The 15,373-nt window shown below is 48.7% G+C and carries 12 protein-coding genes; 2 read left to right on the top strand and 10 right to left on the bottom strand.

What is annotated here, in order from left to right:
• Positions 1 to 112 precede the first annotated feature (112 nt).
• Positions 113 to 265 carry a hypothetical protein gene (locus NDI35_RS12720; protein WP_445313052.1) on the bottom strand — a complete coding sequence of 51 codons (153 nt, stop codon included), beginning with the start codon at positions 263 to 265 and terminating at the stop codon, positions 113 to 115.
• A 109-nt stretch (positions 266 to 374) separates the two neighbouring features.
• Here NDI35_RS12720 and NDI35_RS12715 point away from each other — a divergent pair, with 109 nt between their 5' ends.
• Positions 375 to 1,658 (top strand): FAD/NAD(P)-binding protein, encoded by a 1,284-nt coding sequence (locus NDI35_RS12715; RefSeq protein WP_445313051.1) that lies wholly within the window; start codon positions 375 to 377, stop codon positions 1,656 to 1,658.
• A gap of 406 nt (positions 1,659 to 2,064) precedes the next feature.
• On the opposite strand, the gene NDI35_RS12710 is transcribed toward NDI35_RS12715, so the two are convergent.
• The 7 genes from NDI35_RS12710 to pilM form a co-directional block, all read right to left on the bottom strand.
• The gene (locus tag NDI35_RS12710; protein WP_445313050.1) at positions 2,065 to 3,543 is read right to left on the bottom strand and encodes a dihydrolipoyl dehydrogenase family protein; all 1,479 of its coding nucleotides are present in this window, start codon (positions 3,541 to 3,543) and stop codon (positions 2,065 to 2,067) included.
• A gap of 222 nt (positions 3,544 to 3,765) precedes the next feature.
• Positions 3,766 to 5,031, bottom strand: coding sequence for a pyridoxal phosphate-dependent aminotransferase (locus tag NDI35_RS12705; protein ID WP_445313049.1), 1,266 nt, complete (start codon positions 5,029 to 5,031; stop codon positions 3,766 to 3,768).
• Between the two features lie 15 nt (positions 5,032 to 5,046).
• Positions 5,047 to 5,355 (bottom strand): non-specific DNA-binding protein Hbs, encoded by a 309-nt coding sequence (gene hbs, locus NDI35_RS12700; protein ID WP_278187376.1) that lies wholly within the window; start codon positions 5,353 to 5,355, stop codon positions 5,047 to 5,049.
• A gap of 714 nt (positions 5,356 to 6,069) precedes the next feature.
• Entirely contained in the window at positions 6,070 to 8,448 is a 2,379-nt protein-coding gene (locus NDI35_RS12695) for a secretin GspD/PilQ domain-containing protein (protein ID WP_445313048.1), read from the bottom strand.
• A gap of 471 nt (positions 8,449 to 8,919) precedes the next feature.
• Positions 8,920 to 9,723, bottom strand: a complete 804-nt coding sequence (locus NDI35_RS12690; RefSeq protein WP_445313047.1) for a pilus assembly protein PilO — start codon at positions 9,721 to 9,723, stop codon at positions 8,920 to 8,922.
• Positions 9,720 to 10,625: a PilN domain-containing protein gene (locus NDI35_RS12685; RefSeq protein WP_445313046.1), complete on the bottom strand. Its 906-nt coding sequence runs from the start codon at positions 10,623 to 10,625 to the stop codon at positions 9,720 to 9,722. Before NDI35_RS12685 ends, NDI35_RS12690 begins: the two co-directional genes overlap by 4 nt.
• 407 nt (positions 10,626 to 11,032) lie before the next feature.
• Positions 11,033 to 12,127 carry a type IV pilus assembly protein PilM gene (pilM, locus tag NDI35_RS12680; protein WP_445313115.1) on the bottom strand — a complete coding sequence of 365 codons (1,095 nt, stop codon included), beginning with the start codon at positions 12,125 to 12,127 and terminating at the stop codon, positions 11,033 to 11,035.
• A gap of 452 nt (positions 12,128 to 12,579) precedes the next feature.
• On the opposite strand from pilM, the gene NDI35_RS12675 reads away from it, so the two are divergent.
• The gene (locus tag NDI35_RS12675; RefSeq protein WP_445313045.1) at positions 12,580 to 13,863 is read left to right on the top strand and encodes an ABC transporter substrate-binding protein; all 1,284 of its coding nucleotides are present in this window, start codon (positions 12,580 to 12,582) and stop codon (positions 13,861 to 13,863) included.
• A 49-nt stretch (positions 13,864 to 13,912) separates the two neighbouring features.
• Here NDI35_RS12675 and NDI35_RS12670 read toward each other — a convergent pair whose 3' ends face one another.
• The gene (locus NDI35_RS12670; RefSeq protein ID WP_445313044.1) at positions 13,913 to 14,344 is read right to left on the bottom strand and encodes a type II toxin-antitoxin system VapC family toxin; all 432 of its coding nucleotides are present in this window, start codon (positions 14,342 to 14,344) and stop codon (positions 13,913 to 13,915) included.
• Positions 14,341 to 15,063: a hypothetical protein gene (locus NDI35_RS12665; RefSeq protein ID WP_445313043.1), complete on the bottom strand. Its 723-nt coding sequence runs from the start codon at positions 15,061 to 15,063 to the stop codon at positions 14,341 to 14,343. The genes NDI35_RS12670 and NDI35_RS12665 overlap by 4 nt, the downstream gene beginning before the upstream one ends.
• Positions 15,064 to 15,373: the final 310 nt, after the last annotated feature.

Below are 15,373 nucleotides of genomic sequence, written 5' to 3'. Positions count from 1 at the left end.
AATCAGGCACTGCAAGCAGAGATTAGGGTTCGTCAGCGATCGAAAGCGGGATCTGGCAATTGAGGAAGCGCCGCAGGCAGTCGGCTAAGTTTTTTTTTACAAGTTTTTTTACTTATATCGTTACGCCAACGGACGATCGCCCCGACGCTTTCCGATCGCCGTTTTCACTTCGGTGAGCTAAAAAACCCGGTTTCTGAGCGTCGCAGTGCGTCCAGGAGGGGCAGAAAGCTGTCAGAAAGCTAGTTTCTGAGCTTTTGCGTATCATCCTGTCTCTTTCTGCGGAACAGAAATCCTGCTTGTTCTCGAAAGACGTAAACTTAAGGCTCGCTCAACTTACAATGAGAATTGTTATCATTCGCAAATCAGTAAGTCTCATGCAAGCGAACTCAGAAGCCACGCCGCCCCAAATTGATTTAGCTTTAGTCGGCGCTGGGCCCCACGCCCTGACTTTGACATCACACATCTTAAAAAAACGCAACCGCCTCCGGAATAAACTTTTAGCATTCGATCCGAGCGGCGAATGGCTCACCCAGTGGCGGAGGCAATTTGCAGCTTTAGAAATTGGGCATTTGCGATCGCCCGCAGTACACCACCCAGATCCCAACCCTTACGAATTGCGGAGGTTTGCCGAAAATCGCTCCTCGGAATTGTTTCCCCCCTACGATTTGCCCGGAAGTCGGTTATTTGAGGAATTTTGCGGCGACACAATTAAACGGTGGCAATTGGCCGATCGAGTTATCAAAGCAAAAGTCACCCGCATTCAGCCGAAATCCGGCCGTTTCCGCCTATGGTTTGAAGACGGAAAAAGTGCGATCGCCCGCCGAGTAATTGTCGCCGCCGGAAGTGGAAAACCGCATTTACCAGCGTGGGCCAATCAAATTCAAACACAGCATCCCGCCGAAAGAATTCGCCACTCCCATCAAGTAGATTTGCGAAATTTGCAATTGCACGGAGAACACATATTAATTGTCGGCGGCGGACTAACCAGCGGACATTTAGCCGTAGGAGCAATTGCCAGAGGAGCCAAAGTCCTGTTAATGACGAGGCGCTATTTCCAAGAAAAACTATTTGATGCCGAACCCGGTTGGTTGGGGCCAAAATACCTCAAAGGATTCGTCGCCGAACCAGATTGCCAGAAGCGTTGGGAAACTATTCAACAAGCCCGCAACGGTGGCTCGATGACACCGGAAATTATGACACAGTTGCGGAGGCTCTCCCACAGCGAAAAGCTGGCATTTCACGAACAGTGCGAAGTTGTTGGCGTGCGGTGGGAAAACAACAGATGGACTGTTGATTGCAGCAGTGGGGAGACGTTATTTGTCGATCGAATTTGGCTAGCAACCGGCACCAAACTAGACATTGCAGCCGAACCAATGTTCAAAGAAATGCTAGAAACGCATCCCATTGAAATAGTTCAAGGTTTGCCAGTCTTAGACAAACACCTGCGTTGGCCCGGATGCGAATTATTTTTGACCGGTGGTTTAGCCGCGCTGCAAGTGGGGCCAGTCGCAAGAAACCTTTCTGGGGCGAGAATGGCGTGCGATCGCATTGTACCGGCGATCGTCAAATCCAGCATTGCACTTTCGCCCGCCATAATTAGTCAGCAATCATTAGTTATCAGTGATATCAATTCCGGTTGCACCGTCCGTGATTGTTGACTGTTGACTGTTGACAAGCGAAATATTTTACACCTAATTTCCAGTTCCCAGATTCATCTGTGGAGTGAATTCTAAAATCTAAAATCTAAAATCTAAAATCTAAAATCGACTGGCTGTTGACTGTAGAAGGAGGGGTGGAAAAACTCAATGGTTGAGTGTTAACTGTTGACTCGATTTTATTATTGTGATGCAAGGGGAAACGATATGAGTAGTCATCAGTTATTAGTTAAGTTGTTGTACATTTAAATTGCATATTTATGGTGGCGTCGGAGCAAGGAGCCACTGATGGTTTGAGTATTTATTGACACAGCATTTAAATGCTGAGTGAGCTTATTAGCAAGTTACTTTTTAACTCGGAGGTAATCATAGCAACTTCACAAAATCCTACTACAAACATTTGATCTCTTTACCTATTCCAATACCTGCGCCAGTGAAACAAATTCTCCCACAAATTTTGGATAAAAGTATTGCTGCGAAAGCGCTGCGACTCCCAAACAGCAGCAGTTTGACCGTTAATGACCGAAAAACTTGACCAAATATAAGGAAGTTGGGCGATCGCCTCAACCTTCATCCCGTGACGCACAGCCAAAGCGATCGCGTGAATTAACTCAGCAGCTTGCGGCCCCACAATACTAGCTCCCAACATCTCACCGTTGCGACGCCCGACAATCTTACAAAAACCAGTTGTATCCCCGGACATTTGAGCTCTTTCAACATTCTTGAAATATTCGCGACAAACAATTAGATCATCTCCAAAACGGCGCCTTGCTTGCGCTTCAGTCAAGCCCACCCTCGCCAATTGCGGGTCAGAAAAAATCGCCCAAGGAATCCCGCGATAATCTATTTGAAACATTGGCAAAAACAAAGCATTTTTCACAGCAACTGCCGCTTCGTAATTAGCGATGTGAGGGAACGGATAACCCCCAGCAACATCGCCAATCGCGTAAATGCGGTGATTTGTTGTTTGCAGCTTTTCATTTAAAATCACCCCCCGATCGCTGAATTTAACCTTCGCCGCTTCGAGATTTAACAATGAAAAATCCTGCCCTCTACCGGCGGCCAGAAAAATCTCCTCAGCTTCGATCGCCCTTGGCCCCGCTTGAATCCACTTTTTACCATCAATCACCCTCGCTTGAGTCACCTCAGTAGCAGTCAGAATCCGCACTCCTTCAGCTTCCAATGCAGCTTGAACCAACCCAGCAGCCTCTCGGTCTTCTTTAGCCAAAATGTGCGAACTTTTCACTACCAAAGTGACAGCAACCCCTAGCCGAGCAAAAGTTTGAGCCACTTCGACACCGCTGGGATCTGCACCGATTACAGCCAAACTTTTAGGCAACTGTGGAAGTTTTGCTAATTCCCCGACAGTTTCCGAAGTAAAAAAGCCAGCGGACGAAAGTCCTTCAATATTGGGAATCGCCGGCAGAGTTGGACAAGCTAGCAAATAACAGAGCGATCGCAATTTTCGCCCGCCGACAACAAAAGCCAAATCCGGTTTCGCAACAAACTCGCCGTTGCCAAAAATAACATCGACCCCGCGAGCAGCCAAAAGGCCGAGAGAATCAATTTCTGACAAATTAGAAACAACATCATCGGCCCACTTTAGAACCCCGTCAAAGCGCAATTTGAGCGGCATAGAGGAATTCGCGACTTCCCAGCGCACCCCCAACTGCTGGCGGCTGATCTGCTGAGCAAAACGAGCAGCCTCCCTCAAAGTTTGGCTATATCTCAAACCAAGGTCGATCGACTCTTTCCCCCCTGTCGGCAAATCTTGGGAATTACTTAGCGGTTCCACCAAAGCAACGCGAGCCGGGAAATTAGTTGCAGTCAAAGCAGCATAACGTCCGGCCGGAGTTCCACCAATAATCACTAAATCATAGTCAAGCATAAATAAAGAAGTCAGTAGTCAGTAGTCAATAGTCAGCAGTCAGTAGTCAGCAGACTTGAATTGCTTTCCTCAGCTCTTAATTCTGGAAATTATCTGCGTTTATCTGTGTTTATCTGCCTTACATCTGCGGTTGATTGGCTCTATCAAAGATGTGCAGTCTTAAACTCACTGGCATTCATCTCACGCCAAATCTTTGATGTTGGCGTGAAATGAATTTCCGAGTTAACGACTAATGACATCCGTAAGTCCAGCAATTAGCCGCAGATTGTCCGTCCTGGAGCGCACAGCCACCCGAAAAAAATGATCGCCCAACTCAGGAAAACTCAAACAATCCCGAATCAAAATCCGGTGTCGTTCCAACAGACTTTTTTGAATAGAAGAAACCGACATAGACGACTCAACCAACAAGAAATTAGCCGCGCCTGGAAAAGGTTGCAAACCCGGTAAATTAGCCAAAGCCTCAAATAGCTCAAAGCGAGCAACAGGAAGCCAATCCCAGGTTTGCTGCTCAAAAGCAGCATCTCGAACCACAGCAGCAGCAGCAGCAGCAGCCAAAGCATTCACCGGCCAAGGATCGCGCTGCTGCTGCCAGCGATGCAGAATATCGGGATGGGCGATCGCACAGCCCAAGCGCAGTCCCGGCAGAGAATAGAATTTAGTGAGCGATCGTAAAATCACCAAATTCGGAAACTCCTCAACAGCATCGATCAAAGTTTCCTGCTCAGAAGGCGGTAGAAAGTCCATAAAGGCCTCATCCACCACCACCATACCTAACTGCTTCACATAAGGCAAAATCGCCTCCCTAGCGAACAGTAAACCCGTAGGATTGTGCGGGTTGTTCAGGAGCAAACCTCGTCGATAATCGGCATCGAGAGCAAGAGGCACCGGGAGACGGAGAGAAGGGGAGACAAGGGAACGGTTAGAAACTGACACATCATCGGTTACTAACTCGTTTCCTGTAGCAGCGTCCAACGATTTCTCCAACTGAGATGTTGCACCCTGCTCAATTAATTGTTTAGGGACAGGCAAGATGCCTGTTCCACAAGAAAATTCATCTCTTGTGGAATGGGCATCTTGCCCGTTTTTGACAATGGTGCAAGATTGGAGTTCCAAAGGACATTTCAGCACCTGCGCGCCGAAAGCCGAAAGAGCTCGCCAGTAATCGCCAAAAGCCGGAGTCACCAAATAAGTTGCCTCCAGCTTCGACAAATCCCAAGCCGCCCAAGTCAACAATTCCGCCGAACCATTGCCCGGCAAAATCCAATCCGGGTCAACATTCAAAGCCTCACCTAAAGCAGTCCTGAGCTCTCCATAATCCGGATCGGGGTAAGCCGTCAGACTGCTCAAGTGTGATTGAATCGCAGCCAGGGCCGACTCAGGAGGGCCCAAAGGACTGATACTCGCAGAAAAATCGACAATAGCAGAGGCAGGGCAGCCTGCCAGTGCGGCTGCCCAAGCTAAATTCCCACCGTGTACAGGTCTAATCAAGACTCAGTTCGCCACTTATTCCGCGTTTTTCGGGGGTGCAACTCTGTCCTTAAACAACTTCCCTGCGGAAAATGCAGGAACTCGGGTTGCCGGGATTTCCATCTTGTCACCAGTTTTGGGATTGCGACCCTCGCGGGCCTTGCGTTCCCGCGACTCAAACGAGCCAAAACCGACCAGCGTCACCTTGTCGCCATCGGAGACAGCTTCCATGATTGCTTCGAGGGCGGCACTCAAAACAGCATCTGCCTGTTTTTTCGTCACGCTAGCCTTTTCCGCGACTGCATCAACCAATTCACCTTTGTTCATTGCGAACTCCTTCTGGATTTGCAAAATTACGTTAAACAGAGTTAGTTCAACTATTAGCTGTGAGTTATCAACTGGATTGAGGTGTGGATTGGGAGGTTTGGGTGGTTCCCGACTGCTCCCGTCCGCTTCCCCGAATCACAACTCCTGCTGAATACCAATTACCCTAGGGTAATTGGTCAGAAAAGGAATTTTTGTTTCTAACTGCTGAAAACCCCACAGCATCTAATTTTCACTGCATTATTCTAAAGTCTTGCCGACCGTTATGGATCGGTGGAACCTTTAATTTATATGGATTTGGACAATTTTTTTAATTAATCCCAAAATTTAGGTAAAAAAATACCACCTTGGAGAGAAGATTTCTCGCCTCGGTGGATTTGAAAGCATAAAAAAAGGAGAAATAGAAGGAATAAAATGTAATTTGTCAAGGGCTAAAGGAAAAGTTTTTTCCTTCTTCCTTGTTTCTTTCCCCTCTTTCTTTCCTCGTGGGGCGGGGCTGTTTCCTTCTCCCGAAAGCCGCCAGGGACTGAAGTCCCTGTCTCATAGCTGAAGTCGTCTTCAGACGACTGAAAGAGTGATTTATAGTCGTCTTGCAGAGGACTAATCAGTTCTTTAGTCCTCTAAAAGAGGACTAAAGCTTTGAGGCAGGGGTTTCAACCCCTGTCGGACTGTCGGACTGTCGGACTCAGGGGAAAGAGCGTGGAAAGTTGACAGCAAGTCATTTTTCCTTCGTTCCTACTGTCTCGGCTGGACGGGCTGACTGCGCTGCAACAGTTGGCGGGCGTCGGGACTGATGTTGTTTTGGTACCCAAAGTTCGATCGATCGCTATCATCCAAAATCTGCGGTGTCAGCAATACAATCAACTCTGCCCGCTGGTTGGCCTTACTGGTGCTCCTGAACAGCGAACCGATAATCGGCAAATCTCCCAAAATCGGAATCTTGTTCGCTGTAGTCCGTTCTTCGTCGCGGATAATCCCCGAAACAATCAAAGTCTGACCGTCCCGCAGGCGAATTAGCCCCGATTGCAACGATCGCTCGCCCAGCAGCCTGATAGTATTGGTGTTCGGGCCCGTGCTTAGGTTTTGGGGGGTGCCCGGTGTCCTGATAATCGGGTTCACCCGCAGAGACACAAAGCCGTTGTCGTCAATCCGATCAATCGCCACCCCCAACTGCAAACCAGCCCTGTCTTTGACTGCCGTCACCGTTGTGGTACTTGTATTTCCGGTAGTCTGGGTGTCGGACGTGATGTTACTGATCACCTCATCCGTAATATTCACATTCGCCGTTTCTCCTTCTTGAACCACTAGAGTCGGATCTGTCAGGATTTTGGCATTCTGGGTCTGAATACTTGCCTGCAACGCCGACAGGAACCTCCTCGGATACTGGAACAGGGGGAACAAGCCGAACTCTGCACTTCCCGAAGCGGTTGCCGATCCAGGCTCGTAATCCGTAATTCCAACTCGCGTAGGGTCATTAGTAACTGGGGCTGTGGGTCGGAGGAACACACCTTTGGCGGCGGTATCGAGACCTTGACCTGTAAGCGGCACGATACGCCGGCCGTTCGCATCGTAGAAAACATCCGGGGTTCCTAGGGGGTTGCCGATGATCGGTCTAGCGATGGGATCTCCAAGGCCACTGGGCGGATTGATGCCACCAAAATTGAGACTTGCCGCCCCATTGTCATTGACGAAGAAATTGTTATTAATTCCGAAAGAGAAACTGCTGTTGGTTCTGTTGTCTCCCAACAAGTTGATATCGATCACCTTGACGTTGACAGCAACTTGACGGCGACGCAAATCTAGCTGTGTCAAGAAAGCCACAGCCATGTCAACTTTGCGCGGGTCGCCCACTAAAGTGATGGAATTGAGCCGAGAATCCGCCAGCACCGACAGTCCCCTTAGCAAAAGCGGCCCGGTGCCTTCCCTAGCGCCGATCGCCTTAATGTCGGGTTCCCTAATTTCTACATCCCGCGCCGCATTTCCCTGGCCGACGCTTTGGATCGTCACCCGAGTAATCGGCAGTTGAGTTTCCGCGCCTTGAGCGCTCAAAAAGTTAGCTGCATCGGTAGAGCGAACTTGATTGAGCCGCAGAGTCCGAATGATAATATTGCGCGAGTCGATCGGCAAGCTAGTCCCTACAAAAATCGTCCGCCCCTGACGGTTAGCTTGCAGCCCGCTGAGCCGCAGCACGTAATTAAAGACATCTTGCACCGACTCATTTTCGATGTCCAAAGAAATCTTTGGCCCTTCATCTGAACCGGTGGCTCCCGGCTGACCAGGCACTGCGGGCTGGCCTGGTTGAGCAGGGGCACCGCCACCTGTAAAAGCAATGTTCAAGCCCGCAGCGCGAGCCAGCAGAGCCAAAACGTCCCGGACTGGGGCATCCCGTAGCACCAAGCGGGGGATGCGTTCTCCCGAACTCAGTTCAATATTTCCCGCGCCGGGGGCGATGTTAGACACTGCGATATCTCCCAAGGGCGGCGCCACAGCCCGCGGTTGGAAAGGCGCAGCCTGATTGCTCTGGGATTGTATTTCGCCAGGGAGGGGCGGGCGATCGTTCCTGGTAACAGTAACTTCGGGATTTGGCAGCAGCACGCCTGGGTTTTGCGATGTGCGGACTTGGGGAGCCGGCGGGGGAGCTGTTTGGCTCAGCGGCAGTCCCGGAGGCGGCGGAGGTGGAGTTTGGGCAGACTGTACTGTACCGCCCTGTCCGGCAACGCTGAGAACGATGCTTTGGCCTTGTCCCGGAACAATTTGTCCGTTGGGAACTCCGTTGGTGCCGGCTACCACAACGCGGATGCTGTTAGCCTCTACCTGGCTAATTTCTACTGAAGAAATTCCCGGAGCGGGGTTATCTTGACGGAAGCTGTTGCCTTGTGGCAAGCGGAGCTGGGTGTTGATAATTGTGGCTTGGTAAGTATTGCCGTTATTGATCGCGAAAACTTGCGGGCGATCGCCCTTTTCTGTCGCCAGGACAATATTTACGCCATTATTGCCTTGACTTACTTGCACTCCTGTGACTTGAGTGGGCGCTGCCCAGACGGGGGCTTGGGCGATCAGAACTCCTGCAACGCTGCATAAGAGTCCTCCACTTAACCGTAGATGCTGTTTCACGTTCTCTCCTCAACTACACTTTGTTATTTGTTGTTCGCAGTCTTTTGTCGGTAGCTACTAAACTGACTAAAATATTCTCGATTCGAGCCTTTTTTAAGGAAGAAGTTATGCCCTTTTCGATTTTCTATTTTCGATTGGGAATAACAGATGACATCAGGGTTAGAAGCTATCCTACAGCAACCTTCGCATCATTTGTGGATTTCTTACTCCCTCCCCTTTGTAAGGGGAGGGTTGGGGTGGGGTAAAAAAAATACGACTCCTGCAAGGATTGCTATACAGTTCCATTAATTTTTGAAACTGGTATTAGAAGAAATTAGGTTTGAGAGCAAATTGTTGATTGCCATATAAAAAATTATTGGATGGCATTCATATTTTTTGACTTCTACCTTCAATCATCCAATTTCAACCTTCTGCCTTCTTGTGAAATAGCAAGTTGGGAACAATAGCTAATATCTATCCGCCCAACTACCGCTACTTAGCAGCAGGACTTGGAGCCGGAGTTGGCGGTTTTTCTTCTTGCTTTAACGGCAGCAGGGCGTGCAAGTCAAAAGCAGTTTTAATTTTAGTTGGCGGCTGCTCCACAGGAACTATTTTCCCTTTCACAAAGTCAACTTCAATTGGCTGATTTGATGCTACCAATTCAGATCTCAAATTCCTCACTACCAACAGCGACTGCATCAACTCCAAGTTACGCATAAAATTGCGGGTTTGAGCGAAAGTGCCTTCAAACTCTACCTTAAATTTTTTGCGTCTGAGCTTGCCAGCCAAGGACGGCCCGAAGGAGGTATCGGCCAGAATATCAGGGTCTGGAGCTCCTGGCGCGGCGGTGGCTGCCGCTGGGGGCATATCCGGCTCAAATTTGGTAATTTTAGCCTTGAGGTCATCTCCTTGCACCCCGGCGTTGATTCTATTAACCAGTTGGGTCATGTCAAGCAAAATCGTGTTGGCGCTGGCGTCGCTGGCAAACATTGCCGTCACGTTGGCCCGGCGCTGTTTTGCTTCTTCTTGCTTGGCTTCTGCTTCTGCCTTTTTTTGAATTTGAGTTTGCAATTGCAGTTGCGTTTGCTTGCTTTCGCTAAGTTTTTGCTTGAATTCGTCGCTTTTTTGGAATTCGGGCAGTACGAACTGGTAGCCAAGGCCGCCGGCAATGACGAGGCCGAGAACGGCGATGCCGATTGCTTGGACTTGGGGTGTCAGTTTAATGCCGAATATTTCCTGACCCCCTGTCTCTTCTGCTTTTCCGCCACTGGGAATAAACTCATTTGCTGCTGTCATTGTTTTTTCACCTCTGGTTTTTGTGGTTCTAGCACTCCTTTTTCTTGAAGTGTTTCTATCCGTATTGCTAGCCCGTCTGCCTGCTTGCTGCGGAGCTCGGGGAGCAACTCGGAGGCTCCCGTCGGGCTGAGCGTCGTTTCAATTTTATATTCCACCACCGGTCGCAGTTTGGGAAGTTCTGGTGGTGCTGCGTTTTGGTTACGCACTTGTAATTGTGCAGGGTTGTTTTTTAATGTGGCCGCTATCAGTTTGGTATCGGTGTTAAGGAAGAAAGGAGAGCGCTGGACTAGCAACATAAAGTCGTTAACTTGAGCAAAGGTACTGGCTATCCCTGAAATTTGTACTTTTGCTGCCTGCTGCGGGACGACGGGGGGGGGAGCTGCTGCCGGGGGGGGGCTGGCGGGAGACGGACTCGCCCCTGGGGACGGGCTGGCTGCGGGGGTGGCGGCAGGGGGTGGGGGTGCTGCCGCAACGGGGGAGGGACTTGGGTCGATTTGCTCGATTTTGCCAATTTGCACTCCCGCCGGAGTGCGGGCACTCAGGTCTTGCAGCATCGCCGACCAAGGTTTAATTTGGTCGAATACTCCGGCTAATGCTTTGTATTCGGCGGTAACTTGGTCGGTTTCGGCATTGATGGCTTTGATGACGTTGGCTTGAGTGTTTAACGTGGCCAGTTCTTGGTCCATGTCTGCTTGTTGTGCGGCCAAGTTGGTATTTTCGTTCGTCGCCCACCACCAGGCGCCCATGACTGCGGCGTTGATCCCAAAGGCAAACAGTACCGCCCCATATATGGGCAGTTGGTCTTTGGCTCCACCGGAACTTTTTTTAGTTGAGCTTTTGGCTGCTGCAACGGGTTTGTAGTCCGGACGGTCGTTGAGAAAATTAATATCTAGGCTGTACATGGCTTCACTCGATTTTATAGCAGAAGGAAGAAGGCAGAAGGCACAAGATAAAAGGTAGAAGGCACGAGGTAGAAGGTAGAAGGAAAAAGTGCTCTACCGCTTATGTTTGAGCAATTAAGAATGTCCTCACAGTCTTGGCTGTTGCTATAGATTTAAATTTGAAATTTTAGATTTTAGACAGAACCCAAGATTGCTGGTACAAGTGAAGGATTTATTTAGGGAAGAAAGAAACAACTTTTTGCCTTCTACTTAAGGAAGGGGCTGCTTCTACCTCAGATATATTCTACCTTTTACCTTCTACCTTACTACCTCCAATATTTTACCTTCTGCTTTCTACCTTCTTCTTTTGGCAGGGGTTTTTACCTAAAATTCTCAAATCGGTTTTTCTCTCATCTAAAACTGTTAGTTCACATAACCTCCCTTAGTCCTAAACCTAGGGCGACTCCTAAACCTGCTCGCTGTTCTGGGGTAATTTCTTGGCTGATTTCGAGTCCTAGGGTTTCGATGGGATCGACTTGAGATGCGGGCAAGCTTAATCTTTGCATAAAAAATTCGTCTAGTTTGCCGATCGCAGCTCCCGGGCCTGCTAGCAGCAGTTGCGCTACTTCGAGTTCTTCGCTCTGGTTGAGGTAAAAGTCTACTGAGCGGCGCAGTTCGTCTGCTAGTTCTCCCAATACTTTAATCATCGCATTTGTTCCCGGATTGGCGTCTCCCGATGCGCCCATTGTATCTGTGACTGGCAGGGTCATGCCTTGCAGTTCGCTGGTGTCTCTGGTTGGCGGCAGGTTCATGGCTTGGTTGAGGGCGGTCTGGATTTGGTAGGTGCCGATCGGGATGGTACGGTTGAACTGAGGTATGCCGTCCACTACTATAGCTAACTCAGTGCTGTCAAATTCTATGGCGGTGAGAACTGCTGCTTCTTGGGAGGAAAATTGTTGCAGTTGTTCTTTGAGGGTGCGGATTAGGGCAAAACTGGTTACTTCTAGTACGTCTATAATCAGTCCGGCTTCTTTGAAGGTTTCGATGTATGTGTCGGTAACTTCTCTGCGGGTTGCTACTAACACTACTTGCACTTTTTCTACTCCGTCGTCATCTACAAAAAGGCCTATTTTTTGATAGTCTACGTCGGCGTCTTCTCTGGGAAACGGCAAGTACAGTCCTGCTTCTGCGTTCATGTAATCCCGTAGTTCTTCTTCGTTGAGCTCTGCGGGAACTGGGATGAGGCGGATGACGGCTTCGCGGCCGGGAATGGCTGTGGCTACTCGCTTGGCTTTGATTTTATTGTCGGCAAGGACGGTACGTATTAGTTCTGCCATTCCCGGCGTATCGACTATTTGTCCTTCTTGTACATAGTCTTCTGGAACTTCTATGGAGGCTAGGATGCCTAATTTTAATGCCTGAGCTTTCTTTTCGAGCTGAATGATGTTGATGCGGTCTGGGGCTATTTCGATCCCGATTCCTGGCTGGCGTTGGGAAAGTAGACCTTTGAAAAAGTTAACCATGTGATTGGGTCGCCGGTAATTACTATTTTTTTCTTTTGTTGTTGGCCAGCCTGATTCAGCGAGTCCGGTGTTGGAGGGTTGGTTTCCAACGACCGAGAGAGTGCTGTAATCTCGGTATCCCGCCGTAGCTACGCAGCTCCGTCTGTGTTGCGCGATCGCTAGTTCCGATTTTATGCTATCCAATTTACTTGACAATAGCTATTCTGCTGCCAATGTCAATAAATTCCAGCTCGATCGACCGAAAACCTGCTGATTCTACACAAAAACAGACTCTCTCGCTCCTGGGCCCAGGTACAAAACTCTGTTACTGACTCGATCGCGCTTGATTCGGGCGATTCCCTACCCTACCCTACAGGAACCCCTACGGGGAACGGGAACCCCTGCTGGGAAAGGGATAGCTTCGTTTCACGCTTTGTTATCTAACGGTTCCCATAACTCTCAAATTTTATTCTATGAAACGTAAATCTTGGCAACTGTTTGCTGTTTTTGGACTGGTGGGGCTGCTGCTGGCTGCGGTGGTGAGTTGCGGCAAGCCTGCTGTTAATTCCCAGGCAAATAATACGCAGGAAATCGAGTTCTGGACTATGCAGCTTCAACCTCAGTTTACTGAGTATTTCAACAAGACGATCGCCGGTTTTGAAGCGGAAAATCCGGGGGTGAAGGTGCGCTGGGTGGACGTTCCTTGGTCGGCGATGGAAAGCAAGATTTTGGGGGCGGTTTCGGCGAAAACTGCGCCGGATGTGGTGAACCTAAATCCCGATTTTGCTTCGCTGTTGGCGGGACGCAATGCTTGGCTGGATTTGGATTCTCGGATTCCGCAGCAAGTTCGATCGACCTATCTGCCAAATATCTGGAAAGCTGGCGTACTCGACGGCAAGAGTTTTGGCATTCCTTGGTATCTCACGACTGGGGTGACAATTTACAATACGGAGTTGTTGAAGAAGGCTGGAATTGCTAAACCTCCTGCTACTTATGCCGAGTTGGCAACTGTTGCCAAGCAGGTGAAGGAAAAGACTGGTAAGTTTGCTTTTTTTGTGACTTTTGTGCCGGAAGATTCGGCAGAAGTTTTGCAATCTTTCGTGCAGATGGGTGTGCCTTTGATTGACGCTAAAGGCAAGGCGGCTTTTAATACTGCTAAGGGCAAAGCTGTTTTTCAGTATTGGGTAGATTTGTACAAGAACGGACTTTTGCCGCAGGATGTTTTGGTGCAGGGACATCGTAGGGCGATCGAGCTTTATCAAGCTGGGGAAACTACTTTGTTAGCTTCTGGGCCTCAGTTTTTGAAGGCGATTGCTGAGAATGCTCCGAGTATTGGTGCTGTTTCGGCTGCTGCGCCTCAAATTACGGGGGAAACAGGCAAGAAGACTGTGGCGGTGATGAATTTGGTTGTGCCTCGCGACAGCAAGCGCCCTGATGATGCTGTCAAGTTTGCTCTGTACGTGACTAATTCTCAAAATCAGTTGGCTTTTGCTAAGGCTGCTAATGTTTTGCCTTCTACGGTTGAGGCTTTGCAGGACGATTATTTTAAGACAGTTTCTGCTGATGCTCCTGCTGCCGATCGAGCTCGGATTGTTAGTGCTTCTGGGTTGAGTTCCGCCGAGCTATTGATTCCGCCTCTCAAGGATGTTAAGAAGCTGCAAAAGGCGATTTATGACAATTTGCAGGCGGCGATGTTGGACGAGAAGTCGGTAGATCAAGCTGTGGCTGATGCGGCTAAGGCTTGGGATCAAAGGTAGTTTTTAATAGAAGCTGGGGCGGGATTTTTTTTGATCTCGCCTCTTGCTTTTAAGGTTGAATTGTCCAGTCTTCCTGCACTAAACCAGGCACTTGCGAAAAATGTCGGTGGTTGCGCGTAACGAGGATAGCATTATTAGCAAGTACAATAGCAGCAATCCGCAAATCTCTGGTGCCGATGCGTCTTATTTGACGATGGAACGCAGTGTAAATAGTGGAAGCATTCTGGTCAAATTTCAGAATGTTGAGATTTTTGAAATCATCTAATGTATCCCATAACCTGGTGTAACCCCATACTAATTTGTCCGCTTGTGAAGGTGCCGAAGCCTGGCTGATAACATTGAACCAACCGCGAATTACTTCCTCTACGGTTACGATAGTTACAGCAAGGTTTTCTGCGTTAACCTCGACCCGCTGCACCATCATTGGATGATTCTGTTGCCAAAGGGAGAAACAATCCGTATCAAGTATGTATAGGCTCATTCTGTCTCAACCGCATCGTCAATTTGACTGTAATAAGCTTCGGTTTCTGCATCGAGTTCGCGGCGAGATTCTTCTATGTGTGCCAATACCTCATCGTAATACGGATCGTTTTCATACTTACCAGCTAACCTCACCCAAGGATTGTTCGATCGACTATTCGTGAGTTTGACAGAGACGATTTCTGCTTCGGCTAGCTGGGCATTTACTAAATCGTGAAGGTTTTGCAGTGCTTGCGATCGCGTCTCCCCAAAAGCTTTACATTCGGGCCATCCCAGCAACGCTGCACTGACTGTTCTGTCTGATTCGTTTTTAATGATTACGTGAGCAGTTGAGCTGTCGAGGTCGCCCCCAGAGTTAGTGCGATCGGCTGCGCGAATGTCGCAGGTAGCGTTACCTGTTAAGAGTGTTTTTGTCTTGACTGTCTGCTTGGTGTTTTCCTGGCGCGGCTTTTCTCTTTCTCCAATGATAAGCGGGTCTGCTTTGCGAACCGCGTAAATAGATTTGGCCCTGTTTAGTATCTCGTTGCCTTTCTGGAGGAAATTTTCTAGTGCTTGCCAGCTCGCCGAGTCACCAGCTACCGTGACTGTAGTATCGATGTTTTCCTGACGCTGCTTGATTATGTTTCGCCTGAAAAGCTCGTCAAATAGTAAAGTTTGCTCTTGGGCTGGCAAAGCTTCTATATATTCAATTAGCGTTTGCACCGATATAAGGCTGTTCATAAACTTCGACATCTAAATTTTTCTAAACTCACTTGTATTGTAACAAAAATTGGGCATTGGGCATTGGGCATTAGGCATTAATCTTTTTTGAGTTCGCCCCTTGTTTTTTTCTGCAACTTGACGTATTATTAAATAATGGAAATCTGTGCCACCATATATATAAGCATATATAAGCTTTTAAGTTATTATCGAATGATGAAATTACCGCCTATTCACAACGCGGATTCTATTCTCCTGTTCGTTGCTAACGGACATCAGATTACGACAAGAAACCCAGTGTCTATGAAGCAACTCTTGCCAGTTTACCCGA

This window comes from Microcoleus vaginatus FACHB-2002 (assembly GCF_040004035.1).
GTDB lineage: Bacteria > Cyanobacteriota > Cyanobacteriia > Cyanobacteriales > Microcoleaceae > Microcoleus > Microcoleus vaginatus_C.
Note: the sequence above shows the minus strand (reverse complement) of the source record. Positions and strands in the feature narration are given on the sequence as shown.

Excerpts from the sequence above, each read along its gene's own strand:
- NDI35_RS12720 (WP_445313052.1), bottom strand. The coding sequence starts at position 265 with ATGATACGCAAAAGCTCAGAAACTAGCTTTCTGACAGCTTTCTGCCCC.
- NDI35_RS12715 (WP_445313051.1), top strand. The coding sequence starts at position 375 with ATGCAAGCGAACTCAGAAGCCACGCCGCCCCAAATTGATTTAGCTTTA.
- NDI35_RS12710 (WP_445313050.1), bottom strand. The coding sequence starts at position 3,543 with ATGCTTGACTATGATTTAGTGATTATTGGTGGAACTCCGGCCGGACGT.
- NDI35_RS12690 (WP_445313047.1), bottom strand. The coding sequence starts at position 9,723 with ATGACAGCAGCAAATGAGTTTATTCCCAGTGGCGGAAAAGCAGAAGAG.
- NDI35_RS12685 (WP_445313046.1), bottom strand. The coding sequence starts at position 10,625 with ATGTACAGCCTAGATATTAATTTTCTCAACGACCGTCCGGACTACAAA.
- pilM (WP_445313115.1), bottom strand. The coding sequence starts at position 12,127 with ATGGTTAACTTTTTCAAAGGTCTACTTTCCCAACGCCAGCCAGGAATC.
- NDI35_RS12675 (WP_445313045.1), top strand. The coding sequence starts at position 12,580 with ATGAAACGTAAATCTTGGCAACTGTTTGCTGTTTTTGGACTGGTGGGG.
- NDI35_RS12670 (WP_445313044.1), bottom strand. The coding sequence starts at position 14,344 with ATGAGCCTATACATACTTGATACGGATTGTTTCTCCCTTTGGCAACAG.
- NDI35_RS12665 (WP_445313043.1), bottom strand. The coding sequence starts at position 15,063 with ATGAACAGCCTTATATCGGTGCAAACGCTAATTGAATATATAGAAGCT.